This window comes from Streptomyces sp. CC53, assembly GCF_001865245.1.
Lineage (GTDB): Bacteria > Actinomycetota > Actinomycetes > Streptomycetales > Streptomycetaceae > Streptomyces.
In genome coordinates this window covers 1267-25498 of sequence record NZ_MKXB01000110.1, presented here as the reverse complement: position 1 = coordinate 25498, position 24232 = coordinate 1267, and the positions used below count along the sequence as shown (strand labels likewise).

General features: G+C 74.5%; 24 protein-coding genes. 12 read left to right on the top strand and 12 right to left on the bottom strand.

Annotation, left to right across the window (positions count from 1 at the left end; translation table 11 throughout):
- The 3 genes from BJP40_RS10850 to BJP40_RS10840 form a co-directional block, all read left to right on the top strand.
- Window positions 1-1219: S1C family serine protease (locus BJP40_RS10850; protein ID WP_071280189.1), on the top strand; the 1219-nt coding region annotated here is incomplete at its 5' end.
- A gap of 125 nt (window positions 1220-1344) precedes the next feature.
- Entirely contained in the window at window positions 1345-1815 is a 471-nt protein-coding gene (locus tag BJP40_RS10845) for a sec-independent translocase (RefSeq protein WP_071280188.1), read from the top strand.
- Between the two features lie 91 nt (window positions 1816-1906).
- The gene (locus BJP40_RS10840; RefSeq protein WP_071280187.1) at window positions 1907-2581 is read left to right on the top strand and encodes a hypothetical protein; all 675 of its coding nucleotides are present in this window, start codon (window positions 1907-1909) and stop codon (window positions 2579-2581) included.
- 57 nt (window positions 2582-2638) lie between these two features.
- On the opposite strand, the gene BJP40_RS10835 is transcribed toward BJP40_RS10840, so the two are convergent.
- Genes BJP40_RS10835 through BJP40_RS10825 form a run of 3 tightly spaced genes read right to left on the bottom strand, consistent with a single transcriptional unit; the run spans window position 2639 to window position 5754 of the window.
- Window positions 2639-3772 carry an Mrp/NBP35 family ATP-binding protein gene (locus tag BJP40_RS10835; protein WP_071280190.1) on the bottom strand — a complete coding sequence of 378 codons (1134 nt, stop codon included), beginning with the start codon at window positions 3770-3772 and terminating at the stop codon, window positions 2639-2641.
- A gap of 43 nt (window positions 3773-3815) precedes the next feature.
- Window positions 3816-4439, bottom strand: a complete 624-nt coding sequence (locus tag BJP40_RS10830; RefSeq protein ID WP_079171075.1) for a DUF1003 domain-containing protein — start codon at window positions 4437-4439, stop codon at window positions 3816-3818.
- Window positions 4429-5754, bottom strand: a complete 1326-nt coding sequence (locus BJP40_RS10825) for a magnesium transporter MgtE N-terminal domain-containing protein (RefSeq protein ID WP_071280186.1) — start codon at window positions 5752-5754, stop codon at window positions 4429-4431. The genes BJP40_RS10830 and BJP40_RS10825 overlap by 11 nt, the downstream gene beginning before the upstream one ends.
- A 177-nt stretch (window positions 5755-5931) precedes the next feature.
- Between BJP40_RS10825 and BJP40_RS10820 the strand changes: the two genes are divergently transcribed.
- Entirely contained in the window at window positions 5932-6702 is a 771-nt protein-coding gene (locus tag BJP40_RS10820; protein ID WP_071280185.1) for a hypothetical protein, read from the top strand.
- A 184-nt stretch (window positions 6703-6886) separates the two neighbouring features.
- Here the strand turns inward: BJP40_RS10820 and BJP40_RS10815 are convergent, their stop codons facing one another.
- Window positions 6887-7399: a hypothetical protein gene (locus BJP40_RS10815; protein ID WP_071280184.1), complete on the bottom strand. Its 513-nt coding sequence runs from the start codon at window positions 7397-7399 to the stop codon at window positions 6887-6889.
- 13 nt (window positions 7400-7412) lie between these two features.
- The gene (locus BJP40_RS10810; protein ID WP_071264504.1) at window positions 7413-8540 is read right to left on the bottom strand and encodes a magnesium and cobalt transport protein CorA; all 1128 of its coding nucleotides are present in this window, start codon (window positions 8538-8540) and stop codon (window positions 7413-7415) included.
- Between the two features lie 556 nt (window positions 8541-9096).
- Between BJP40_RS10810 and BJP40_RS10805 the strand changes: the two genes are divergently transcribed.
- From BJP40_RS10805 to BJP40_RS10790, 4 genes are all read left to right on the top strand, one after another.
- A complete protein-coding gene (locus BJP40_RS10805) occupies window positions 9097-9705 on the top strand; it encodes a suppressor of fused domain protein (RefSeq protein ID WP_071280183.1) in 609 nt (202 codons plus the stop codon).
- Between the two features lie 135 nt (window positions 9706-9840).
- Complete coding sequence (locus BJP40_RS10800) at window positions 9841-10479, top strand: DUF6758 family protein (RefSeq protein ID WP_071280182.1); 639 nt, start codon at window positions 9841-9843, stop codon at window positions 10477-10479.
- Window positions 10480-10566: 87 nt separating this feature from the next.
- Window positions 10567-11433 carry a PHP domain-containing protein gene (locus tag BJP40_RS10795; RefSeq protein ID WP_071280181.1) on the top strand — a complete coding sequence of 289 codons (867 nt, stop codon included), beginning with the start codon at window positions 10567-10569 and terminating at the stop codon, window positions 11431-11433.
- A 125-nt stretch (window positions 11434-11558) separates the two neighbouring features.
- Window positions 11559-12167: a MarC family protein gene (locus BJP40_RS10790; protein WP_071264496.1), complete on the top strand. Its 609-nt coding sequence runs from the start codon at window positions 11559-11561 to the stop codon at window positions 12165-12167.
- 248 nt (window positions 12168-12415) lie between these two features.
- On the opposite strand, the gene BJP40_RS34170 is transcribed toward BJP40_RS10790, so the two are convergent.
- From BJP40_RS34170 to BJP40_RS10780, 3 genes are all read right to left on the bottom strand, one after another.
- On the bottom strand, window positions 12416-12568 hold the full coding sequence (locus BJP40_RS34170; RefSeq protein ID WP_177204354.1) for a hypothetical protein: 153 nt from the start codon (window positions 12566-12568) through the stop codon (window positions 12416-12418).
- 69 nt (window positions 12569-12637) lie between these two features.
- Complete coding sequence (locus tag BJP40_RS10785; RefSeq protein WP_071280180.1) at window positions 12638-13537, bottom strand: alpha/beta fold hydrolase; 900 nt, start codon at window positions 13535-13537, stop codon at window positions 12638-12640.
- A gap of 410 nt (window positions 13538-13947) precedes the next feature.
- Window positions 13948-15906: a DEAD/DEAH box helicase gene (locus tag BJP40_RS10780; protein ID WP_071280179.1), complete on the bottom strand. Its 1959-nt coding sequence runs from the start codon at window positions 15904-15906 to the stop codon at window positions 13948-13950.
- Between the two features lie 507 nt (window positions 15907-16413).
- Between BJP40_RS10780 and BJP40_RS10775 the strand changes: the two genes are divergently transcribed.
- Window positions 16414-17169 carry a ferritin-like fold-containing protein gene (locus tag BJP40_RS10775; RefSeq protein WP_071264490.1) on the top strand — a complete coding sequence of 252 codons (756 nt, stop codon included), beginning with the start codon at window positions 16414-16416 and terminating at the stop codon, window positions 17167-17169.
- Window positions 17170-17354: 185 nt separating this feature from the next.
- Here the strand turns inward: BJP40_RS10775 and BJP40_RS10770 are convergent, their stop codons facing one another.
- The 4 genes from BJP40_RS10770 to BJP40_RS10755 all read right to left on the bottom strand — a co-directional run bounded on the left by BJP40_RS10770 (window position 17355) and on the right by BJP40_RS10755 (window position 19918).
- Entirely contained in the window at window positions 17355-17624 is a 270-nt protein-coding gene (locus BJP40_RS10770; protein WP_107407864.1) for a hypothetical protein, read from the bottom strand.
- Window positions 17625-18419: 795 nt separating this feature from the next.
- Entirely contained in the window at window positions 18420-18647 is a 228-nt protein-coding gene (locus BJP40_RS10765) for a DUF3107 domain-containing protein (RefSeq protein ID WP_071264488.1), read from the bottom strand.
- Window positions 18648-18777: 130 nt separating this feature from the next.
- Window positions 18778-19419: a TetR/AcrR family transcriptional regulator gene (locus BJP40_RS10760; protein WP_071264486.1), complete on the bottom strand. Its 642-nt coding sequence runs from the start codon at window positions 19417-19419 to the stop codon at window positions 18778-18780.
- Between the two features lie 271 nt (window positions 19420-19690).
- Window positions 19691-19918, bottom strand: a complete 228-nt coding sequence (locus BJP40_RS10755; protein ID WP_071280178.1) for a hypothetical protein — start codon at window positions 19916-19918, stop codon at window positions 19691-19693.
- A gap of 163 nt (window positions 19919-20081) precedes the next feature.
- Here BJP40_RS10755 and BJP40_RS10750 point away from each other — a divergent pair, with 163 nt between their 5' ends.
- From BJP40_RS10750 to BJP40_RS32855, 3 genes are all read left to right on the top strand, one after another.
- Window positions 20082-21077 carry an alpha/beta fold hydrolase gene (locus BJP40_RS10750; RefSeq protein ID WP_071280177.1) on the top strand — a complete coding sequence of 332 codons (996 nt, stop codon included), beginning with the start codon at window positions 20082-20084 and terminating at the stop codon, window positions 21075-21077.
- Between the two features lie 7 nt (window positions 21078-21084).
- Window positions 21085-22383 (top strand): DUF3152 domain-containing protein, encoded by a 1299-nt coding sequence (locus tag BJP40_RS10745; protein ID WP_071280176.1) that lies wholly within the window; start codon window positions 21085-21087, stop codon window positions 22381-22383.
- 190 nt (window positions 22384-22573) lie between these two features.
- A partial coding sequence (locus BJP40_RS32855) for a DUF3492 domain-containing protein (RefSeq protein WP_107416751.1) occupies window positions 22574-24232 on the top strand: 1659 nt, incomplete at its 3' end.

Here is a 24232-nt window from a genome sequence, read left to right as displayed (position 1 = left end):
CCCGCCGCCCGCCGTACCGGCGCAGCCGGGTCCGCAGCAGTGGCTCCAGTACGACCCGTGGAGCACCCCGGGCGCCGCCGCGGTGGCGCAGCAGACCACCGCCCCGAAGGCGCGCCGCAGGGGCCTCGGTTTCGCCGCCGGACTCGTGTTCGCCCTGATCGCGGGCGTCCTGGGCGGCGCCGTCGGCGCGTACACGGAACGGAACGGCGGCCTGAGCACCGTGGAGCTGCCGCAGGCAGGGCCCGAGGCCGCCGACCGTGCCCCGGGCAGCGTCGCCGGCATCGCGAGCCGCGCCCTGCCCAGCGTCGTCACGCTGCACGTCGGCGGCGGAGGCGAGCAGGGCACCGGCACCGGATTCGTCCTCGACCGGCGCGGCCACATCCTCACCAACCACCACGTCGTCGACTCGGCGGGCACCAGCGGCCGGATCACGGTCACCTTCAGCAGCGGGGAGACGGCCCGCGCCACCCTCGTCGGCAAGGACAGCGGCTACGACCTGGCCGTGGTGAAGGTCCAGGGCGTCTCCCGCCTGACACCGCTGCCGCTCGGCAACTCCGACAGCGTCCGGGTCGGCGACCCCGTCGTCGCCATCGGCGCCCCCTTCGACCTCCAGAACACCGTCACCTCCGGCATCATCAGCGCCAAGGGGAGGCCCATCACCGCGGGCGGGCAGAAGGGCGACGGCAGCGACGTCAGCTACGTCGACGCCCTCCAGACGGACGCCCCGATAAACCCCGGCAACTCCGGCGGGCCGCTCCTCGACTCCCGCGCCCGCGTCATCGGCATCAACAGCGCCATCCGCGCCGCCGGTGACGGCGCGGAGCCCGACCGGGGCCAGGCCGGATCGATCGGCCTCGGCTTCGCGATCCCCATCAACCAGGGCAAGCGCGTCGCGGAGGAGCTCATCAACACCGGCAGGGCCACCCACCCGGTCATCGGCGTCACCCTCGACATGCAGTTCACCGGTGACGGCGCCCGCGTCGCCGAGCGGGCCCGCGAGGGCGGCGCGTCCGTGACCCCCGGCGGCGCCGCAGCCGCGGCGGGCATCCGTCCCGGCGACGTGATCGTCAAGGCGGGCGACGAGCGGGTGCACAGCGGTGAGGAGCTGATCATCAAGATCCGCGCCCACCGGCCGGGCGACGAGCTGCGGCTCACCCTGCGCCGCGGCGGCCGCGAGCTGGTGAAAACGCTCACTCTCGGCTCTTCGGCGAGCGACTGAGCAGCGGCGAACCACCGACCCGCAGCCGACACGCCGACGACGGGCGGGTGAACGGATGACCGGCTGTCCCTCCGCACCCGGCGGAGCGGGTACCGTGGACCGAGACTTTCAGGAGGAGCGACAAGGTGTTCGGTGACATAGGGGCACTTGAGCTGGTGGCGCTGGCCATCCTCGCCGTGCTCATCTTCGGCCCCGACAAGCTCCCCAAGGTCATCCAGGACGTCGCCGGCTTCATCCGCAAGGTCCGGGACTTCTCGGAGAACGCGAAGCAGGACATCCGCACGGAACTCGGCCCGGAGTTCAAGGACTTCGAGTTCGAGGACCTGAACCCCAAGACGTTCATCCGCAAGCAGCTCGCCGAGAACGACGACCTCAGGGAGTTCAAGGAGCTGCGCAGCAGCTTCGACCTCCGCAAGGAGATCGACGACGTCGCGGACGTCGTCAGGGGCACCGCCGCGCCCGCCGCCGCAGGCCCGTCCGCCGTCTCCCCGGCACCCGGGCCGGACCTGCTGAAGAAGCAGGACGCGACCGGCCCCGACCTGCTGAAAAAGCGCGACGCGCCCGATCGGCCCCCCTTCGACGCTGACGCCACCTGAGTCACAGGTCGTACCGACCTTCCCCGAAGAGCCCCGCCTCGGTGGATATCCTCTCCATCTGTCCGAACGGATCGAGGAGGCGGCCGGGCAGATGGAGACCACGAGTCAGGTGGAGGCGCAGGCGCAAGCAGAGCCTGCGCCCGATACCACACCCACCTCCGAGGGGGTGCCCGCCGTCCGTCGCACCGCCGACGGCTACCTGCGGGCCTCCTTCCCCTGGTACGGGCTGGACGGAGCGTTCACCGGCCCCCGCTGGCTGATGCAGGTCGGCACAGCCGCGGACGGCACCGTGCAGCACGGCTCCACGGGCCACGGAGAGGAGCCGACGATACGGCCCGAGGGCGGCGCCGACCGCAGCCGCTTCGCGGTCGTCGTCACCGTCGCCGCGAGCCCCGTGCGCCGCAGCGGCGACGGCACGGGCGTCCTGGACGCCACGACGGCGTCCTCCGCCGCCTGGCTGGCCGGCTCCGGCCTGCTGGCGTACACCTGGCCCGCCCAGCTCGACCACGCGCTGCGCAGCGAGTGGCTGGACCAGCAGACCGAGACGGCCTTCGCGCTCGCCGACGACCTGGACGGACCCGCGTGGACCACGCTGTCCCTGCCGGTCGACGGGGAGCCGCAGCCCTTCCACTACCGCGAGTCCGAGTTCGGCTGGGTGCTGGCCGGCTCGGCGCCGGGCGGGGTGCACCTGGGCGCGTACGGGCGCGGCATGAGCGCCTACGGGCTCGGCTTCTCCGTGGTGACGGACCTGTCCGCGTACAGCTGAGGCACCACGCGCCGCGGGGCGCCGTCCCGGAAGGAACGGCGCCCCGCGGCGGAGCGGTCAGAACTTGTTGCGGGGCGTGATCCCCAGGCTCATCCCGGACAGCCCGCGCTGGCGGCCGCCCAGCTTCCCGGCGATGGCGCGCAGCGCGGCGCCCGCGGGGGAGTCCGGGTCCGACAGCACGACCGGCCTGCCGTCGTCGCCGCCCTCGCGCAGCCGCACGTCGATCGGGATCGAGCCCAGCACCGGCACGGTGGCGCCCGTGGTCCGCGTCAGGCCGTCCGCGACCTTCTGGCCGCCGCCCGTGCCGAAGACGTCGACCATCTCGTCGCAGTGCGGGCACGGCAGGCCCGACATGTTCTCGACGACACCGACGATCTTCTGGTGGGTCTGCACGGCGATGGAACCGGCCCGCTCGGCCACCTCCGCCGCGGCCTGCTGCGGGGTGGTGACGACGAGGATCTCCGCGTTCGGCACGAGCTGCGCCACGGAGATCGCGATGTCACCGGTGCCCGGCGGCAGGTCCATGAGCAGGACGTCCAGGTCGCCCCAGTACACGTCCGCGAGGAACTGCTGCAGCGCGCGGTGCAGCATCGGGCCGCGCCACACCACCGGCGCGTTGCCGGGCGTGAACATGCCGATGGAGATCACCTTCACGCCGTGCGCCGACGGCGGCATGATCATGTTCTCGACCTGCGTCGGCCGGCCGTCCGCGCCCAGCATGCGGGGCACGCTGTGGCCGTAGATGTCGGCGTCGACGACACCCACCTTCAGCCCGTCGGCGGCCATCGCCGCCGCCAGGTTCACGGTCACCGACGACTTGCCGACGCCGCCCTTGCCGGAGGCCACCGCGTACACCCGGGTCAGCGAACCCGGCTTGGCGAACGGCACCTCGCGCTCCGCGGTGGTGCCGCGCAGCGCCGCCGCGAGTTCCTTGCGCTGCTCGTCGCTCATCACGTCCAGCGTCACGTCGACACGGGTGACGCCCTCGACGCGGGAGACCGCCTCGGTCACGTTGCTGGTGATCGTCTCGCGCATCGGGCAGCCCGACACCGTCAGGTAGACGGTGACGGCCACCGCACCGTCCGCGCCGATCTCCACCGACTTGACCATGCCGAGCTCAGTGATCGGGCGATGGATCTCGGGGTCGTTCACCGTCGCCAGTGCGTCGCGCACCGCGTCTTCCGTCGTCATGCTGACGATGGTACGGCGCCGGGCACGGGCCCGGGAAAGCCCGTCAGCGGTCGCCTTCGTCACTCCGTACGGTCCCCGCGGGCGGGAATACGGCCCGCCGCTCCTCCAGCTCCCGCACCAGGTCCTCCAGCTCCGAGCGGATCCAGTCCCGGGTGGCGACCTCCCCCAGGCCCATCCGCAGCGCGGCGATCTCCCGGGTGAGGTACTCGGTGTCCGCGATCGACCGCTCGTTCTGCGCCCGGTCCTGCTCAAGGTTCACCCGGTCCCGGTCGTCCTGCCGGTTCTGCGCCAGCAGGATCAGCGGCGCCGCGTACGACGCCTGCAACGACAGCATCAGGGTGAGGAAGATGAACGGGTACGGGTCGAAGCGCAGCGCCGCCGGCGCGCTGATGTTCCACGTCAGCCACGTGATGATGAAGACCGTCATCCAGACGATGAAGCGGCCCGTGCCGAGGAACCGGGCGATCCGCTCCGACAGCCGGCCGAACGCCTCCGGGTCGTACTCCGGCAGCATCCTCGGCCGCCGCACCCGCGGCTGGTCCAGCGGCTGGTCGAGCCGGGTCCGCGGGGCCGACCGGTCCCGCACCGCCGCGGCCCGCTCCCGCGGGGAGGCGGCACGCTCGCGCCCGGCGCCCCACTCCGGGACACGCTCGCGCTCAGGCCCCATGCGCGCCCCCTCCCGCCGGGCCCCGGCGCCGCTGCGCCCCGTGGGCGAGCCCGTGCCCGTTGCCGTCCGGTTCGAACTCGGCCTCCCGCCAGTCGTCCGGCAGCAGGTGGTCCAGCACGTCGTCCACCGTGACCGCGCCGAGCAGCGACCCGCCGTCGTCCACGACCGGTGCCGCCACCAGGTTGTACGCCGCCAGGTGGCTCGTCACCGTCCGCAGCGGCGTGTCCGGCGACAGCGGCTCCAGGTCGGTGTCGACGACCGCCGACACCAGCGTGAACGGCGGGTCCCGCAACAGCCGCTGGAAGTGGACCGTGCCCAGGTACTTGCCGGTCGGCGTCTCGTCGGGCGGCCGGCACACGTACACCTGCGCCGCCAGCGCGGGCGGCAGGTCCTGCTGGCGCACCCGGGCCAGGGCGTCCGCGACCGTCGCGTCCGGGCGCAGCACGATCGGCTCCGTCGTCATCAGGCCGCCCGCGGTGCGCTCCTCGTACGACATCAGCCGCCGCACGTCGGCCGCGTCGTCCGGACGCATGAGCCGCAGCAGCCGCTCCTTGTCGTCCTCCGGCAGCTCCGACAGCAGGTCGGCGGCGTCGTCCGGGTCCATCGCCTCCAGCACGTCCGCGGCGCGCTCGGCCTTCAGCTTGCCGAGGATCTCGATCTGGTCGTCCTCCGGCAGCTCCTCCAGCACGTCCGCGAGCCGGTCGTCGTGGAGGGCGGCGGCGACCTCGGCACGCCGCTTCGGGGACAGGTGGTGCAGCGCGTTCGCCACGTCGGCGGGGCGCATCCGCTCGAACGTGGCGAGCAGGCTCTCCGCGCCCTGCCCGGTCTCCTCCAGGGAGAAGCCGGTGACCGCCGACCAGTCCACGGTCAGCGTCTCGCCCTTGCGGCGCAGCGCCCCGCCGCCGCCCCGGCGGACGAACACCTTGTCGATCTCCCACTCGCGGCGGGCGGGCAGCTGCCGCATCGCGACGTCCAGCACGGTGACCTCGTCGCCGCCGTCGACCATGCGCACCCGGCGGTCGAGCAGTTCGCCGAGGACGAGCCGCTCGGTGGGCCGCTGTTCGAAGCGGCGCACGTTGAGGACCCCGGTGGTGATGACCTGTCCCGACTCGACGCCCGTCACGCGGGTCATCGGCAGGAAGATCCGGCGCCGGCCGATCACCTCCACGACCATCCCCAGCACCCGGGGCGGACGGCGCCCGACCCGCAGCATGGCGACCAGGTCGCGGACCCGGCCCACCTGGTCTCCGTTCGGGTCGAAGACGGCGGTTCCCGCGAGGTGCGAGACGAAGATGCGGGGGGCGCCTGCCACCATGCCGCCCTCCTCCCGACGTCCACTACCATATCCGTCATACGGGGATTCAGGCTAGCTCGATGTGGTTCGGCTCGGCCAGGCAGGCGGTCCGTACGGCTCTGTGCGGAGCCCGTCGCCGGGCCCCGGTACGCTGCGGGTCTGCGTCCCCCCACGGTGAGATTCTGAGAGGCAGCGCTGGTGACCTTCCCCCCTCCGGCTCCGCATGCCCGTCGTTCCCGTGCCGCCCTGGCCGTCGCGCTCTGCGTCGGCGCCGCGGCGGTGCTCAGCGGATGCGCGGAGGAGGATCCGGACGCGGGCACCAACGGGGTCGGCAAGCTGACCGCCCAGCAGATCGAGGCCAAGGCCCAGTCGGCCGCCTCGGCGGCGAAGGCGGTGCGGCTGTCGGGGACCCTGGTCAGCAAGGGCGTCTCGTACAAGCTGAACATGCGGCTCAAGCAGGACGGCGCGGCCGGCTCCGTCGCCACCAGGAACTCCCGCTTCGAGCTGCTGCGCATCGGCGACGTGCTCTACATGAAGGCCGGGGCCGAGTTCTGGCGGCGGGCCGAGAGCACGGGCGAACCCACCAAGGAGGACGTCCAGGCCGCGGAGAAGCTCGACGGCAAGTACGTGAAGGTGCCCCAGGACGATCCCTCGTACAAGCTGCTGCGCGGCTTCACAGAGAAGAACGTTCTGGTCGGCGGGTTGACCACGCTGCACGGGGAGACCGTCAAGGGCGACCGCGACTCCATCGCGGGCAAGCGCACGATCAAGGTCGCGGGCGGCCCGCACGGCGAGGGCGGCACGCTGGACGTCTCCCTGGAGGGGACCCCGTACCCGATGCGGTTCGCGCGCGGCGGCGGAGCCGGGGTCGTGGTCCTCACGGACTGGGACATGGACTTCGCGCTGGACCCGCCGGCGAAGGACGACACCCTCGACTACGGCAAGCAGCTGCCCCGCACCAGCGGCTGACGCGCGGAGGGGGCCCCGGCGCCCACGACTCCACGGCGGACGCGCCCGCGGAAACGGGGACGGACCGCCGTCGTGCGCCAGGTACGCGGGCCGGGCGGCGGCGGACGGGCCCTCGCGGTGAGTGCCGTGCGGACGGGACCCGCGGGCGCGGGGAACCGGGGTCACGGAGGTGCGGGCAGCACACCTAGCGGCGCTTGCGCCGGAACAGCAGTCGCGGCAGGGCCGCCGGGGCGGGGCGGCGGGTGGTCGCGGGGCTCGGCAGCGGCACCGCGGCCAGCGAACCGTCCGGCAGTTCGGTGCGCACGTCCCGCGGAGTGAGGCGCAGCACCCGGCACTCCCGGGCCCACCGCTCGGTCATCGTCTCCGCGTCCGGGGCGTTCAGCCGCTTGCCCTTGAGCTCCTCGACCGCCGCCTGCCACTCCCCGGACCCCGGGGCCGGCTCCCGCACGTCCGCCGTCCAGGCGACCACCCGGCCGCCCTTGTCCTTGCTGCGGACGGTGACCTCCGCGACCGCTCCGTCCACGAGGCCGCTCGGCAGCGGCTGCTCACCGGGGCCGTCCCCGACGACGTGGGCCGCCCCCTCGTGCCACACGTGCCACAGCGCCCGCGCCGACCCGTCGCCGCGCACCCAGACGAGACCGGACTTCTTCGTGGCCTCCTCGACGAGGGCGCGGCCGAGCAGCAGGTCGTCAGTCATGCCCGCAGCTTAGTCACAGCCAGCCGTTGCGCTTCAGGGTGCGGTGGATGGCGAAGCAGGTGCCGATGATCGCGGTGAGCACCAGCGGATAGCCGTACTTCCACTGGAGTTCCGGCATGTGCTCGAAGTTCATGCCGTAGACGCCGCAGACCGCCGTCGGCACGGCGATGATCGCCGCCCAGGAGGTGATCTTGCGCATGTCCTCGTTCTGCGCGACCGTCGCCTGGGCCAGGTTCGCCTGGAGGATGGAGTTGAGGAGCTCGTCGAAGCCGACGACCTGCTCCTGCACCCGGGCCAGGTGGTCGGCCACGTCCCGGAAGTACTTCTGGATGTCGGGGTCGACCAGCCGCATGGGCCGCTCGCTCAGCAGCTGCATCGGCCGCATCAGCGGCATCACGGCCCGCTTGAACTCCAGCACCTCGCGCTTCAACTGGTAGATCCGGCCGGTGTCCGCGCCGCGCGTGCTGCCCTTCGCGGGCGGCGAGAACACGTCGATCTCCAGCTGGTCGATGTCGATCTCGACGGCGTCCGCCACCGCGATGTACCCGTCGACCACGTGGTCGGAGATCGCGTGCAGCACCGACGAAGGGCCCTTCGCCAGCAGCTCCGGGTCGGCCTCCAGCCGGTGGCGCAGGTTGCGCAGCGAGCCCTGCCCGCCGTGCCGCACGGTGATGACGAAGTCCCGGCCCGTGAAGCACATCACCTCGCCCGACTCCACGACCTCACTGGTCGCGGTCAGTTCGGCGTGCTCCACGTAGTGGACCGTCTTGAACACGGTGAAGAGCGTGTCGTCGTACCGCTCCAGCTTCGGCCGCTGGTGCGCGTGCACCGCGTCCTCCACGGCCAGCGGGTGCAGCCCGAACTCGGCCGCGATGCCGGCGAATTCGGCCTCCGTCGGCTCGTGCAGCCCGATCCAGGCGAAGCCGCCGCCCTCACGCACCCTGCGCATCGCCTCACGGGGCGTCAGGGGCTCCTCCTCCTTCAGCCGGCGGCCCTCGCGGTAGACGGCGCAGTCGACCACCGCGGTCGACGCCGACGGGTCGCGCGTCGCGTCGTAGCCGCTGTACGGCGGGTAGGGGGCGGCGTTGCGCTTGCGCAGGGACGGCCGGACGACGGCACGCAGCTCACGGATCATCGACATGGCGGGCTCCTTCACGGGAAGCCGTCGGCGGGGGCGTGGCACAACCCGGAACGAGGACGTCGACGGGACCGGCGGGCGGCCTCGGCGCGTACGTCCCCGAAGCGGGTGGCACCGCGTTCACGATGACGGTGTTCGCGGTTTCGCGGTTCGGTTCCGCGGCCCACCGGGAGGCGGGAAGCGGGAAGAGGGCGGAAACGTGCTCTTCCGGCGGCGCGAGTGCCCCGTGTGCGTGCCTGGTACGCCTCATTCGCTCCGTACGGCCCGGTGCGGGGCGGTACGGGAAGGGAGCGGCGCCACGGCCGGCGGACCGGTCAGCGAGCGGGGAAGGCGTACGTGCTGCGCGGCGCGTGCGGCGCGGAAGAGCGGCTGGTACTGCACGATCGACTTCGATCCACCGCAGTCCCACCTCCTCCGGCCGGTCCCCCGTGGGGGATGACGAGTCGTCGGGACCTGAAAGCACTCTCGGAGCACCGTCCCGGACAGCGGCCCACACTATCAGCCGCCTGAAGGTCAATCCCTTCCTTTGCCCGTTCGATACGCACTCTATGCTCGCGGCATGGCAAAAGTTCTCGCGCTCGTCGAGGCGCGGCTGCGGACGGCGCTCGGCGAACCGGACGCCCGGGCGGCGGTGACCTTCCTCGGCGCGGACCGCATCGAGGTGCTGCGCTTCACCGGCACCGAGAACGGCGACGCCCCCCGCCCGGTGGTGCGCTACGCCACCCTCGGCATGTCCGCGCAACCGATGACCGACCCCACCGCTGCCGTCGCGGACCCCGTCAAGGGCCCGCGCGCCGAGCTGGTGCTCTCGGTGCGGGCCGGCCTCGCCGACACCGACAAGGTGCTCCGCCCGCTCGCCGTGCTCGCCGCGTCCCCGCAGGTCGAGGGGGTCGTCGTGGCGCCCGGGGCGTCCCTGGACGTCGGCGAGCCGCTGTGGCCCGGCGCCCCCTTCACCTCCGTACTCGTCGCCGAGCCCGGCGGCCTCGTCCCCGACTTGGAGCCGCCGGAGGAGGGCATGGACCCGGTCCGCTTCCTGCCGCTGCTGCCGATGACGCCGAACGAGGCCGCCTGGAAGCGGGTGCACGGGGCCCAGGCCCTGGAGGAGCGCTGGCTCGCCGCGGGCACGGACCTGCGCGACCCGCTGCGCTCCGGGGTGCGGCTGGACTGACGGCCGGACGGCCCCCGGAAGCCCGGCGTGGCACGCCGGACGGGCCGCCCCCGGGCACACGGCGAGCGCGGCGGGGCACACCGGACGGGTGATCGTCCTTGACGCGGCGACGGCGGGGGAGGACCGTTGAACGCTATGAGGGGCGAACCCAGTTGCCCGAAGTGCGGACGCCGGGTCCGGCCGCCCGGCCTCTTCGCCGACCGTTGGCAGTGCGACGTGCACGGTCCCGTCTTCCCGCTGCAGCCGGTGGTCCCACCCAGCGTGGAGGCGCTGCGGGTGGTGGTGCACCGCGCCCGCGTCCCGGTGTGGATGCCCTGGCCCCTGCCCGTCGGCTGGCTGTTCACCGGCGTCGCGTACGCCGGGGACGACCGCAGCGGCGGCCGCGCCACCGCCGTCGCCTGCTCCGGCCCCGGCCCGCTGGGCGGCGTGGGGGAGCTGCTCCTGATCGCCGAGGAACTGGGCGTCGGCCTCGGAGCCCGGCACGCCGGGCTCGACGGGCCCGACCCGGGACCGCACCTGTGCACCGCCAAGGCGCCGCACGCCAAGGTGCTGGCCGGCGGGCGCCCGACACCGCTGTGGCACGTCGGCGGCACCCCGGAGGACCGGGCGGTGTTCGCGGGTGAGGCGCGCGGCCTGTGGCTGTGGGCCGTCGCCTGGCCCGAGGCGGCCGGGCTGATGCTCTACGACGAGCTGGTCCTCGCCGACCTGCGGGAGGCGGGCGCCGAGACGGACCTCGTCCCCTGCGGGGCGCTGTCGCCGCGGCTGCTGGCGTGACGTGACCACGCCCACGGTCCGGGGACGCGCCGTGCCGGTTATTCTGGGGTGTCCCCGTTCTTCCGTACCGAGCCCTGGAGCCGAGTCGTGCGCATCGACCTGCACACCCACTCCACGGCATCCGACGGCACGGACACCCCCGCCGAGCTGGTGCGGCGTGCCGCCGCCACCGGCCTCGACGTGGTCGCGCTGACCGACCACGACACGACCCGGGGCCACGCCGAGGCGATCGCCGCGCTCCCCGAGGGCCTCACCCTCGTCACGGGCGCCGAGCTGTCCTGCCGCCTCAACGGCGTCGGCATGCACCTGCTCGCCTACCTCTTCGACCCCGCCGAGCCCGAGCTGGCCCGCGAGATGGACCTGGTCCGCGACGACCGCGTCCCGCGCGCCCGCGCCATGGTGGCCAAGCTCCAGGAGCAGGGCGTGCCGGTGACCTGGGAGCGGGTCGCCGTCATCGCGGGCGACGGCTCCGTGGGCCGCCCGCACATCGCGCAGGCCCTCGTCGAGCTGGGCGTCGTCCCCGACGTCTCCGCGGCCTTCACCACCGAGTGGCTCGCCGACGGCGGCCGGGCGTACGTCGAGAAGCACGAACTCGACCCCTTCAAGGCCATCCGCCTGGTCAGGGCGGCGGGCGGGGTCACGGTCTTCGCGCACCCCGGCGCGGTCAAGCGCGGACAGACGGCGCCCGACCACGTGATCGCGGACCTCGCCGCGTACGGCCTCGACGGCATCGAAGTCGACCACATGGACCACGACGAGCCGACCAGGAGCCGCCTGCGCGGCCTCGCCGCCGACCTCGGCCTGCTCACCACCGGCTCCAGCGACTACCACGGCACCCGCAAGACCTGCGCCCTCGGCGACTACACGACCGACCCCGAGATCTTCGGTGAGATCACGCGGCGCGCCGCCGGCGCCTTCCCGGTGCCGGGCGCGGGCGGACGCGTCGACGCCTGACGGTCCGGGGCCGACACCCCGCAGCACCCGGTGAGAGGCCCCGCCCCCACCGCCACGTCTTCCTCCCTGCCTGCCCGCCCCGCGGGCGGCATTCCCCTGCACAACCCTCTTCGCAAGGCCACATCGTGTTCGACCTCGCCCTCTTCGGCTCTCTCTTTCTGACCCTTTTTGTCATCATGGATCCCCCCGGGATCACGCCGATCTTCCTCGCGCTGACCTCCGGCCGCGCCACCAAGGTCCAGCGCCGCATGGCCTGGCAGGCGGTGGCCGTCGCCTTCAGCGTGATCACCGTCTTCGGCCTCCTGGGCCAGCAGATCCTCGACTACCTGCACGTGTCCGTGCCCGCCCTGATGATCGCGGGCGGCCTGCTCCTCCTCCTCATCGCGCTCGACCTGCTCACCGGCAAGACGGACGAGCCGAAGCAGACCAAGGACGTCAACGTGGCGCTCGTGCCGCTGGGCATGCCGCTGCTCGCGGGCCCCGGCGCCATCGTCGCCGTGATCCTCGCCGTCCAGCACGCCGACGGCGTCGCGGGGCAGGTCTCGGTCTGGGCGGCCATCGCCGCCATGCACGTGGTGCTGTGGCTGACCATGCGCTACTCGCTGGTCATCATCCGGGTGATCAAGGACGGCGGCGTGGTCCTGGTGACCCGCCTCGCCGGGATGATGCTGTCGGCGATCGCCGTGCAGCAGATCATCAACGGCGTGACCCAGACGATCAACGGCGCGGCCTGACCCGCCGGACCCCCCGGCTCCCGGGGTACCTCCGACTCCCGGCGTACCTCAGACTCACGCCGGGCCCCGACTCACGCCCTACCCGGCTGCCGCCGGGCCCCTGGCCTGAGAGGGACCCCGGGTTCCTCCTGGGCCCCTGACCTCCGGCGGGCCCGGACGCCCCCGTACACCGCGTGCGGGGGCGTTCCCCTGCCGCCGGCCCGGCCGCCCGTCGCGCCGCCCGGGCACCCGGACGGCGCGGCGGGCCGTCACGGGGCGTCGGATCCGGCCGGGCGGATGTAGATCCGCTGACCGGTCGCGGCCGCCTGCTGCACCATCCGGCCGACGGCGGCCGCGTCCACGACCGCGCGGTCCACGGCGGCGCCGTCGACGTCGTCGAGGCGCATGATCTCGAAGCGCATGGCGTTCCCCTTCGTCGCGCGGCGGGCCGCGCACCCGCGGCCCGGTCACGCCATGCTGGCCGACCCCTGTTACGCGGGTGCTTCGGCGGCGTTGCCGGGGCGGCCCGCCCGTTCCCAGAACGCCGCCACCGCGTCCGAGGTCTCCCGCGGACGGTCCGTGTTGGGGGAGTGCTCCGCGCCCCCGACGACCGTGCGGTGGGCGCCGAGGCGCGCCGCCATCGCGTCCAGCAGCGGCACCGGCCAGGTGTCGTCGCGCTCCCCGGACACCACGTGGCAGGGCAGCGCCGGGCCCAGCGCGGCCAGCTCCGCGACCCGGTCCGGCTCGGTGCACAGCTGGCGCCCGGTGGCGGTGAGCTGCGCCGGGTTGTGGCGCAGCCAGCGCTGCCGCAGGTCCTCCCGGTCACCGCCGCGCTGCGGGTCGTCCGCGTCCTCCGGCGGGTCCAGCGCGCGCATGGCCGTCCAGACCTCGTCCATGCCGAGGGCGCCGAGGGCGTCCGTGAGCAGCTTGATCTTCTCCCGCTGCGGCGCCGTGACCTCGGCCGGTCCCGAGCTCATCAGGGTCAGCGACGCGAACGGGGCGGGGTCGGTCAGCACGGCGGCCCGGGCGATCTGGCCGCCGAGCGAGTGCCCCAGCAGGTGCAGGGGCGTGCCGTCGCCGCGCAGGGCCTCCGCCTGGGCGAGCACGTCGAGCGCCAGCTCCCGCTGGGCGTAGGCCCGCTGGTCGTCCGGCCCGGCCGTCTCGTACTGCCCCCGCCCGTCGACGGCGACGACCTGGTACCCGGCGTCGGTGAGGGGCTCCAGCATGGCGATGAAGTCCTCCTTGCTGCCGGTGTATCCGGGCAGCAGGAGCGCGGCGCCGCGCACGGCGCCCCGGGGCGCGGCGTCGAGCACGGCGAAGGGGCCCCGGGCCGTCTCCAGCACACGGGCGCGGGCACAGGCGGGCGGTACGAAGGTGGGCGGCCGACTCATGTCCCGAGGCTAACGCCCCTTCACCTCCCCCTGATCACAGCCCCGGCCCTCCGGGGCCACCGGGGCACGGCGACGGCCCTGCGTGGCCGTCTGCCGCAGCGGCTGCCGGACAGCTGCACGACGGAGGCGGGGCGGGGCCTGCCCGTGGTTGCCGTGCCGCTCCGGGGCCTTCGGCCACGCTGTCCGCCGCCGACCGACCCCGCCCGGGGGACCGCCAGGCGCCCGCGGGTGGCGCCCCGTCCGTGCCAGCGCCGCGCCGCCCCGGCCGGCTGACCCGCGCACGGCGGTCGGGCCGTGCGCCCCGTGCGAGCGGGACGGGTGGGGCCTCGTGGAGAGCCTGCGCGCGGGGCCGGACAGCGCGACGCCCCCGCCGCCTCGGGGGAGGCTGCGGGGGCGCGCTCGCTGCGGTGTCAGGCCTCCGAAGGCTGCGCCACGGCGGCCTTGCGGGTGCGGCGGCGCCGGGGCGCGGCCTCAGCCACGGCATCCTCGACCGCCGCGGTGTCGGCGGACGCGGCGGCCTTGCGGGTGCGGCGACGCGGCGTGGCCTCCGGCTCCGCGGCCTCCTCGGCGACCGGCGCGCTCTCCTCGCCCGCCACCGGCGCCTTGGCCGCGGTCTTGCGGGTGCGCCGGCGCGGCGTGGGCTCCGCCGCGGCCTCCTCCACCGCCGGGGCGGCCGACTCCGTGCCCTCCGCCGTCTCGACGGCCTTGGCGGCCGCGGTCTTGCGGGTGCGGCGCTGCTTGGGAGCGGTGGGCTGCTCCGCGGCCTCCGCCGTCTCGACGGTCTCCGCAGCCGACGAGCGGGTGCGGCGCCGGGGCTTGCGCTCCGCGGGTGCCTCTGCGGTCTCCACGGCCGCTACGGCCTCGGGGGCCGGTTCCGGCTGCACGGCCACGGCGGCCTCGGCCTGCCGGGCCTCCGACGTCACCGCGGGGGTCGACTCGGCCGCGGCCGCGCCGCCCGCACGGGTACGACGGCGGCGGCGCAGCGTGCGGCGCTCAGCCGGCACCTCACCGGCCTCCGCCTCGGGGCCCACCGCGGGCGCGTCCGTCACCGGGGCGCCCTCTTCCCTCGCCTGCCCACCGCGCGTGCGGCGGCGCTGGCGGGGCGTACGGGTGCGTGCGGGACGCTCCTCCTCACGCTCGCGGCCTCCGCGCGCCGCCCGGCCGCGCCCGCGACCGCCCGGCTCGCCGAGGTCTTCCAGCTCCTCTGCCTTGAGCCCGGCGCGGGTGCGCTCGGCCCGCGGCAGGACGCCCTTGGTGCCCTCCGGGATGTCCAGGTCGCTGTAGAGGTGCGGTGAGGTGGAGTACGTCTCGACCGGGTCGTTGTAGTCCAGCTCCAGCGCCTTGTTGATCAGCTGCCAGCGCGGGATGTCGTCCCAGTCCACCAGCGTGACCGCCGTACCGGACGCTCCCGCGCGGCCGGTGCGGCCGGTGCGGTGGAGGTACGTCTTCTCGTCCTCGGGCGACTGGTAGTTGATCACGTGCGTGACGCCCTCGACGTCGATGCCGCGAGCGGCGACGTCCGTGCAGACCAGCACGTCGACCTTGCCGTTGCGGAACGCGCGCAGCGCCTGCTCGCGGGCGCCCTGGCCGAGGTCTCCGTGGACCGCGCCGGAGGCGAAGCCGCGCCGCTCCAGCTGCTCCGCGATGTCCGCCGCCGTCCGCTTCGTACGGCAGAAGACCATCGCCAGGCCGCGGCCCCGGGCCTGCAGTATGCGGGCGATCATCTCCGGCTTGTCCATCGAGTGGGCGCGGTAGACGAACTGCTTGATGTTGGCGTGCGTGACGCCCTGGTCGTCCGGGGCCGTGGCGCGGATGTGCGTGGGCTGCGACATGTAGCGGCGCGCCAGGCCGATCACGGCACCGGGCATGGTCGCCGAGAACAGCATGGTCTGGCGCTTCGCCGGCAGCATGCCGATGATCTTCTCGACGTCGGGCAGGAAGCCCAGGTCGAGCATCTCGTCCGCCTCGTCCAGTACGAGGGTGCGGATGTGGGCCAGGTCCAGCTTCCGCTGCCCGGCCAGGTCGAGCAGCCGGCCAGGGGTGCCGACGACCACGTCGACGCCCTTGGAGAGGGCCTCGACCTGCGGCTCGTACGCCCGGCCGCCGTAGATCGCCAGCACGCGGACGTTGCGGACCTTGCCCGCGGTCAGCAGGTCGTTGGTGACCTGGGTGCACAGCTCGCGGGTGGGCACGACGATCAGGGCCTGCGGCGCGTCGGTCAGCTGCTCGGGCTGCGCCCGGCCCGCCTCGACGTCCGCCGGGACGGTGACGCGCTCCAGCAGCGGCAGGCCGAAGCCGAGCGTCTTGCCCGTGCCGGTCTTGGCCTGGCCGATGACGTCGGTGCCGGACAGGGCGACCGGGAGCGTCATCTCCTGGATGGGGAACGGAGTCGTGATGCCGACGGCCTCCAGGGCCTCGGCGGTCTCGGGCAGGATCCCGAGTTCTCGGAAAGTCGTAGGCTGCGTAGTCAGGGTGTCGCCTCTTCTGTGAACCGCGGCATGAGGCGAACGCTGGGGGTCTCGACCGCGAGGGTCGTGACCGCGCCGGAACATCTGCCGGCCGCGGACCTGATCAGGTCGCTGCCGGGTGGCGCGGGACCACTGCCGTCGCTCGAAGCGTCACACCGCTGAGGGCCCCTCATGTGCGAGAGCGCACGGAGGGCTGTCGGGTCGGAGCCGATCGGGCCACCGACCGGGCATCCTCATTCATGGAACGGCCTCCCGAGCCCATGCGGAAGTGTCCGCATACTCGACAGGCGCCTTATCACTGTACCCCGGAATCGCGCAGGTGTGTTGGGGCAATTCACAAGGAGGGGGAGGTCACACTCGATGGCCGCGTCCTTCCGGGGCGCGGGGGGCGGGCTATTGTGCGCTTCTATGGAGACGCCTGACAACGCCAGCACCGCAGCAGAGACCGCCACCGACAGCCCCGCGCCGACCGGCATCGCCGCCAAGGACTGGGCCGCCGCGTCCGCCGACCCGCGGTACCGCGAGGCGATCGTCGACCTGCTGGGCGTGCTCGCGTACGGGGAGCTCGCGGCCTTCGAGCGGCTCGCCGAGGACGCGAAGCTCGCCCCGTCGCTGGCGGACAAGGCGGAGCTGGCCAAGATGGCGTCGGCGGAGTTCCACCACTTCGAGCAGTTGCGGAACCGGCTCGCCGCGATCGGTGAGGACCCCACGGCCGCGATGGAGCCGTTCGCCAAGCCGCTGGACGACTTCCACCTCCAGACCGCTCCCTCGGACTGGCTGGAGGGCCTGGTCAAGGCGTACGTCGGGGACTCCATCGCCAGCGACTTCTACCGGGAGGTGGCGACCCGGCTGGACTCCGACACCTGCGCGCTGGTGCTGTCGGTGCTCGACGACACCGGGCACGGGAACTTCGCCGTGGAGAAGGTGCGCGCCGCGATCGAGGCGGACCCGCGGGTCGGCGGCCGCCTGGCGCTCTGGGCGCGCAGGCTCATGGGGGAGGCGCTCTCGCAGGCCCAGCGGGTCGTGGCGGAGCGCGACGCCCTGTCGACGATGCTGGTCGGCGGGGTCGCCGACGGCTTCGACCTGGCGGCCGTGGGCGAGATGTTCTCGCGGATCACCAAGGCGCACACCAGGCGGATGGCGGCGCTGGGCCTGGCGTCCTGACGCCGTTCACCCGACCGGTCGCCCGGGGCGTGTGCCCGCCCGGAGGTGCTCCCTCGGCCGGCGGGCGCCTGCCGGCGGCCGGCTAGGGCTGCTCGTCGTTCCGGCGTCCGCGGCCGTCCGTGTGACGCCCGCGGTCGCCGCGGACCGGTTGGTCCTCGGGAGGCGATGGGCGGCGGCGCGGTGCGTCACGCCGCCGCGGATCGGCGCAGCCGGCGGCCCGCCGGGCGGATCAGCAGGGACAGCAGGACGGCACTGACTGCGGCCGCCCCGGCGAGCGTGCCCAGCACGAAGCCGGGGCCGAGCGCCGTGTGGCTGACGAAGGCGCCGAACAGGGCGCCGAGAACACCCGTCACCAGCACCGTGCGCCGCGGCGGAAGCCGGTCGGGCATCCGCAGGAGGGCCGCCCACGCCAGGGCGAGCCCGAGGAGGACGGAGCCGAGCGCTTCCCAGTACACACGCATCACCTCGCGGACGGCGGGGCGGGTCATGACGGACGTAGGCCGTCCTACCCGTGACACGCCGACCGCAATCCTCCCGACCACCCCATCAGGCGCCCCCGACCAGCCGCTTCCCGGCGTTGACCGACCGCCCCACATACCCGTGTCCCGGCGAGGGCGGGCGGCCCGGCGCGACGGGGGCCCGCGCCCCGTGCGGACACACCGGACCCGCGACCCCGCCGCCCTCCCCGCCCGCCGGTCCCGCGGCCGCTCTCCCGCGTGCCGTCGGGCGGCTGCGCGCCATTGCGGTCTCCGGTGGCCGTGTGTCCTCGGGCTACCGCTGTCACCGTCTCCGGTGGTCGCGCTGCCTTGCGCCACCACTACGGCCGCCGCCGTCTCCGGTGGCCGTGCGGCCGCGTGCCCCCTCGCCGCCCGCGCCTACGTCCCGGCGCCCGCACCACGGCCTGGGACCCCACGCGCCCGCACTGCGGCCCGCGCACTATCGCCAGGCGCCCGCACCACGTCCCGAGACCGCCGGCGCACTCGCGCCACCACGCTCCGGCGCCCGTGCTTCCTCACCCCGACGGTCCTGGGCCACTGCCCGCCGGCCCCTCGGGGGAGCCGCACCCCTGCGTCCGGGAAGCCCCCACGGCCCGGTGACTCCGGAGGCGCACTCCTCCCGCCGCCCCGGCGGGGACCCGCACGCGGGGCCGTCGCTGCGGCTCGTCGTGCCGGGCGGCGGAACAGCGCGGAGGCCCGGCGGGTCAACCCGCCGGGCCTCTCACATCCGGTGCCCCAAGGCGCCGTGCTGCTTCAGATGGCGCCGAAGCCCACGCGGCGCACCGAAGGCTCGCCGATCTCCACGTACGCGATCCGGTCGGCCGGCACGAGCACCGTACGGCCCTTCTCGTCGGTCAGGCTGAGAAGCCGTTCCTTGCCGGCCAGCGCCTCACCCACGAGGCGCTCGACGTCCTCGGCGGACTGCCCGCTCTCCAGAACGATCTCCCGGGGCGCGTGCTGCACGCCGATCTTGACCTCCACGGCTATGTCCCTCCGAACGGTCAGCGATGCGCGGCCAGCCGCGCCGTACGCTGCACACATTAGCCCGGAGAGGGGAAGGCCCACGGCCCGGCGGCGCACGCCAACAGCGAACAGCCGCGCCGCCGCCCTGTCAGTGGCCCTCGGCGCCGTGCAGCGGGAAGCCCGCGATGCCCCGCCACGCCAGCGACGTCAGAAGCTGCACGGCGCGGTCGCGGGGCACGGGGGAACCGCTCGCCAGCCAGTGCCGGGCGACCACCTGGGACACCCCGCCGAGGCCCACCGCCAGCAGCATGGACTCGTCCTTCGACAGGCCCGTGTCCTCGGCGATCACCTGGGAGATCGCCTCCGCACACTGGAGGGACACGCGCTCCACGCGCTCCCGCACGGCGGGCTCGTTCGTCAGGTCCGACTCGAAGACCAGTCGGAAGGCGCCGCCCTCGTCCTCCACGTACGCGAAGTAGGCGTCCATCGTCGCCGCCACGCGCTGCTTGTTGTCCGTCGTGGAGCCGAGCGCCGTGCGGACCGACTGGAGCAGGGAGTCGCAGTGCTGGTCGAGGAGCGCCAGGTACAGCTCCAGCTTGCCCGGGAAGTGCTGGTAGAGGACGGGCTTGCTGACGCCGGCCCGCTCCGCGATGTCGTCCATGGCCGCCGCGTGGTATCCCTGGGCGACGAAGACCTCCTGGGCGGCGCCGAGGAGTTGGGTGCGTCGGGCCCGGCGCGGCAGGCGGGTGCCTCTCGGGCGTGCTGCCTCTGTCTGCTCGATGGCTGTCACGCCGCCTCCCAAATCGATCCACATGTGCGGTGTGCCGCGCCCGCCATCGTACTTTTCGGTAACCCGACTGTGCGCGTCGCGAGCGCAGAATTTCACGTATCGGACGCCGGCGGTAGGCAGAGCTTCAACCGTGAACCAACCGGCGCGGCGGGGAACCCCGGCATACCGCCAGAAAGCGGCGGACCCGCGGCCGACCTGCGGCGCGGCGAGCCGCCGGGCGTCGGACCCACCGGCGGGCTAGCCCCTGCCGCCGCCCTCGGCGGTGGTCGCCTCAGCGGTAGTCGTCCTCGTCCAGCGCGACCACCCGCCGCTGCTCCACGGCGTCCGCCTCGTTCGCCGCCGCGGGGTCGATCCCGGTCAGTGGCTCGTCCTGGTGCTGTCGGAGTTCGGTGTGCTGCTCGGCCGCGTCGGCCTCCGGGGCCTCGTCGTCCAGCCCGGCCGCCGACTCCTCCTCGCCGTTCTCCGTCAGGGTCTCGGGATCCGTGGGGTCGACGGTCATGGCTCCCCTTCCTCTTCCTGGGCCCCGCCGCGGGGGCGTGTCGGCGCACGAGTACCCGCGGCGAGCTCTCGAAACGAGCGTATGGGCTCACTCTTTCCAGCGCTATGCGACGTGTGACGGCGGACACAACCATGCGGGCGTGATCCTCTCGTAACATTGCCGCATGTCTTCGACCGAGCTGCCCGCGTCCGCGTCCTCGACCGCCGCCGCGGCCTCCCGGGCCCGCTCCGTGCGGGTCGCGGACGGCGAACGACTCCGCTCCGTGGCGCTGCCCGGGCTGACCCTGAATCTGCGCTTCCGCCCCTCGGAGGGCCGTGGCCGGGCCCCCGCGCTGTATGTGCACGGCCTCGGCGGTTCCTCGCAGAACTGGTCGGCGCTCATGCCGCTGCTGGAAGACCTGCTGGACGGCGAGGCCGTCGACCTGCCCGGTTTCGGTGCCTCCCCGCCGCCCGACGACGGCAACTACTCCGTGACCGGGCACGCCCGGGCCGTCATCCGCCTGCTGGACGGCGGCGGGCGCGGCCCGGTCCACCTCATCGGCAACTCCCTCGGCGGCGCCGTCGCCACCCGGGTCGCGGCCGTCCGGCCCGACCTGGTCCGCACGCTCACCCTGGTCTCGCCCGCGCTGCCCGAGCTGCGGGCGCAGCGCACGGCCTGGCCCACCGGCCTGCTGGCGGTGCCCGGGGCGGCCCGCCTCTTCGCCCGCATGACCAGGGACTGGACGCCCGAACAGCGGGTGCGCGGGGTCCTCGCGCTCTGCTACGGCGACCCGCGGCGGGTCACCGAGGAGGGGCTGCGCGCCGCGGTGGAGGAGATGGAGCGGCGCCTGGAGCTGCCGTACTTCTGGGACGCGATGGCCCGTTCGGCGCGCGGCATCGTCGACGCCTACACGCTGGGCGGCCAGCACAACCTGTGGCGCCAGGCGGAACGGGTCCTCGCGCCCACCCTCCTCGTGTACGGGGGGCGCGACCAGCTCGTCTCGTACCGGATGGCGCGCCGGGCCGCCGCGGCCTTCCGCGACGCCCGGCTGCTGACGCTGCCGGAGGCCGGGCACGTGGCGATGATGGAGTACCCGGACGAGGTGGCCCGGGCGGTGCGGGACCTGATCGGCGGGCGCGGCGCCGCCGGCCCGCGCGCCGGCGGCCGGACGGGGAGCTGATCCGGGGGTGGGACGCCACAGCCGCAAGGGTTCGGCCCGCACGGAGCCGGGTGGCGACGCCGACCGGTCCGGCGCCGCGGAGGGCGCGGGCACGGGGCGCCGCCGCAGGTCCGGTGCCACGCAGGCCCCGGCGCCCGTACCCGCGCAGGACGCGCGGCTGAAGGCGGCGCACGGCCCGCATCGCGGCCACGGCACGGCCGACGGCCGCCGCACCCCCGCCCCGCCGGTGCGGGGCGGGCATCCGGAGCACCGGGAGGCCGGGGGCGGCTGGGGCGGCGGCCCCTACTCCGCGGCGCCCGACCCGGCGGCGCAGCCCCCCCGGGCCGCCGCGCGGATCGCGCAGGGGCCGCCGCGGATACCCGGGCCGCGGCGGGAGTTCGTCGAGGCGTTCGACGAGCCCGCAGAGGGCGGAGCCGGCGGGCACCGCCCCGGCGCCGACGCGGAGGGCGGAGAGGGCGCCGCGCAGCGGCGGTCCGGGTTCGGGCGCGCCTTCACCGGTGTCGTCGCGGCGGCCGTGACCACCGTGCTCGCGGTCGTCGTGGCCGGGCAGGTCGCCGACGGGCAGCGCACGGCCCGCGGTGCCCGGGCGGCGGACGCGTCGGCCCGGCCCGGCGGCGACGACCCCGTCTCGCGCTCCGACGAGCGGCCCACGCCGTCGCAGGGCTCCGCGTCGCCGTCCCCCACGGCGTCCGCTCCCGCGCCGCCGACGTATGCCGTGCTGATGACACGGCAGTTCGACGTCGACCCCGGTCTCAAGGGCTCCGGCGACTTCGAGGCCGTGCCGGGCGCCGACCCGGCCCCCGGCAAGGGGCGCAAGGTGCGCTACCGCGTCGACGTGGAGAAGGGCCTCGGCCTGGACGCGGCGCTGTTCGCCCGCGCCGTGCAGGAGACCCTCAACGACGACCGCAGCTGGGCCCACGGCGGCGCCATGACCTTCGAGCGGATCTCCAGCGGGGACCCCGACTTCGTCATCACGCTCGCCAGCCCCGGCACGACGGGCGTCTGGTGCGCCAAGTCCGGGCTCGACACCACCGTCGACAACGTGTCCTGCGACTCCGCCGCCACCCAGCGCATCATGATCAACGCCTACCGCTGGGCGCGGGGCGCCGACACCTACGGACCGGACAGGATGCTCGCCTACCGGCAGATGCTCATCAACCACGAGGTGGGCCACCGGCTGGGCCACAACCACGAGAACTGCCGGAAGCCCGGCGGGCTCGCGCCCGTGATGCAGCAGCAGACCAAGACCTTGGAGATCGGCGGCATCTCCTGCCGCCCCAACCCGTGGGTCTACCCGTCAGCCTGACGCAGCGTGACCACCACGTGATCTAGCGCAACGGAACGCAACCGGTCCGCGAAAGTTACGTGCATTCACCCCTTCCGGTGGCGCGACGGACAACCGTCCGCCGCGCCACCGCCCTGTCCGCTTACGGTCGTCCCGCCGCGAGTCGCCGGAGCAACGGCGGCCGCACACAAGGGAGATCGGGGGTGTGCTCGTGCGCATCGGACTACTCACGGAAGGTGGCCACCCGTACGCACCGGGTGGTTCCAGGCTCTGGTGCGACCGGCTCGTGCGCGGGCTCGCGCCGCACGAGTTCGACGTCTACGCACTGACCGGCGGCACGCAGGACGGCACCGGCCCACACGGCCCCGCCGCCTCCCCGGGCCGCGCGGGGCAGCCCCGCAGCGGCGCGCTCCACCCGCCCCGCAACGCCCGGGTGCGGACCGCCACCCTGCGGGCGCCCGCTGACGACGGCCGCGTCCACGGGCGGCGCGACCGGCAGCGCTTCACCGGCCACCTCGCGGACCTCGTCACCGCGCTGTGCCGCACCACCGCAGAACCGGCCGCGCCCCCCGCCGGAGGCGACGACCCGCAGGCCGCCCTCTTCGCCTCGGGGCTCTACGGCCTCGCCGACCTCGCCCGCGACCGCGGCGGTCTGGGCGCCGCCCTCCGCTCCGAGAGCGCCGCCCGCGTCCTCGAATCGGCCTGCCGCGCCCCCGGCGCACGCCGCCGCGTGCACCCCGCCACCGTCCCCGACTACCTCGCGTTCGCCGACCGGCTCGCCCACGCGCTGCGCCCCCTGTCACTCGACTGGTACGACCCCGCCGACGGGCTCGGCGCCGTCGACCTCTGCCACGCCGCCTCGGGCGGCACGGCGGCCCTGCCCGGACTGGTGGCCAAACGCTTCTTCGGGACCCCGCTGCTGGTCACCGAGTACGGCGTCCACCTCCGCGCGCACTACCTCTCGGCCGCCGGCACCCGGCTCAGCCCGCCCGTGCGCGCCCTGCTCGCCGCGTTCCAGCGCCGCCTCGCCACCGAGGTCTACCGCCGGGCCGACGCCGTCACCCCCGGCAGCCGCCACGCCCGGCGCTGGCAGGAGCGGTGCGGCGCGGACCCCTCGAAGATCCGCACGATCCACCCCGGCCTCGAAGCGGAACGGTTCGCCGCGGTCGGCGAGGCCGCGCACTCCGCGGGCGACGACCGCACCCTCGTGTGGGTCGGCCGGGTGGAACCCGGCAAGGACCTCGTCGGGCTCCTCCACGCCTTCGCCCAGGTCCACCGGGAGCTCCCGCACACCCGGCTGCGCGTCGTCTCCGCACCCGTACGGGACGCCGAGGCGCGCGGCTACCTCGCCCACTGCGCCGCCCTCGCCGCCCAGCTCTTCCCCGACGAGGCGCCCGGGGCACACGCCGTGGGCGAGAACCCGGTGTCCTTCGAGGAGATCGGCGGACCGGAGGTTCCCGACCTGCCCGCCGCCTACGCCTCCGGATGCGTGAGCGTGCTGTCGAGCGTCGTCGAGGGCTTCCCGACCGGCCTCGTCGAAGCCATGCTCTGCGCCCGCGCCACCGTGTCGACCGACGCCGGCGCGGTCGTGGAGGTCGTCGGCGGCACCGGACTCGTCGTGCCCCCGCGCAACCCGCGGGCTTTCGCCGGCGCGTGCCTCGCGCTGCTGCGCGACCCGGAGCGCAGGCAGCGGCTCGGCGCCGCCGCCCGCGCCCGCGCGCTGGAGCTCTTCACCGTCGAGCAGAACCTCGCCGCCTTCCACGCCCTCTACCTCGAACTGCTGTCCCTCGCACCCGTGCACCGCGAGAGCGAGGCGGTGGACACCCACGGAGATCCGGTGCCCTTCGCCCACCCGGCCGAGACCCGCGTA

Coding starts and splice junctions, on each gene's coding strand:
- BJP40_RS10815 (WP_071280184.1), bottom strand. CDS start 7,399: ATGACTGACGACCTGCTGCTCGGCCGCGCCCTCGTCGAGGAGGCCACG.
- BJP40_RS10810 (WP_071264504.1), bottom strand. CDS start 8,540: ATGTCGATGATCCGTGAGCTGCGTGCCGTCGTCCGGCCGTCCCTGCGC.
- BJP40_RS10800 (WP_071280182.1), top strand. CDS start 9,841: ATGAGGGGCGAACCCAGTTGCCCGAAGTGCGGACGCCGGGTCCGGCCG.
- BJP40_RS10835 (WP_071280190.1), bottom strand. CDS start 3,772: ATGACGACGGAAGACGCGGTGCGCGACGCACTGGCGACGGTGAACGAC.
- BJP40_RS10825 (WP_071280186.1), bottom strand. CDS start 5,754: ATGGTGGCAGGCGCCCCCCGCATCTTCGTCTCGCACCTCGCGGGAACC.
- BJP40_RS10785 (WP_071280180.1), bottom strand. CDS start 13,537: ATGAGTCGGCCGCCCACCTTCGTACCGCCCGCCTGTGCCCGCGCCCGT.
- BJP40_RS10840 (WP_071280187.1), top strand. CDS start 1,907: ATGGAGACCACGAGTCAGGTGGAGGCGCAGGCGCAAGCAGAGCCTGCG.
- BJP40_RS10775 (WP_071264490.1), top strand. CDS start 16,414: ATGGAGACGCCTGACAACGCCAGCACCGCAGCAGAGACCGCCACCGAC.
- BJP40_RS10750 (WP_071280177.1), top strand. CDS start 20,082: ATGTCTTCGACCGAGCTGCCCGCGTCCGCGTCCTCGACCGCCGCCGCG.
- BJP40_RS10755 (WP_071280178.1), bottom strand. CDS start 19,918: ATGACCGTCGACCCCACGGATCCCGAGACCCTGACGGAGAACGGCGAG.
- BJP40_RS10830 (WP_079171075.1), bottom strand. CDS start 4,439: ATGGGGCCTGAGCGCGAGCGTGTCCCGGAGTGGGGCGCCGGGCGCGAG.
- BJP40_RS10780 (WP_071280179.1), bottom strand. CDS start 15,906: ATGACGCTCCCGGTCGCCCTGTCCGGCACCGACGTCATCGGCCAGGCC.
- BJP40_RS10805 (WP_071280183.1), top strand. CDS start 9,097: ATGGCAAAAGTTCTCGCGCTCGTCGAGGCGCGGCTGCGGACGGCGCTC.
- BJP40_RS34170 (WP_177204354.1), bottom strand. CDS start 12,568: ATGCGCTTCGAGATCATGCGCCTCGACGACGTCGACGGCGCCGCCGTG.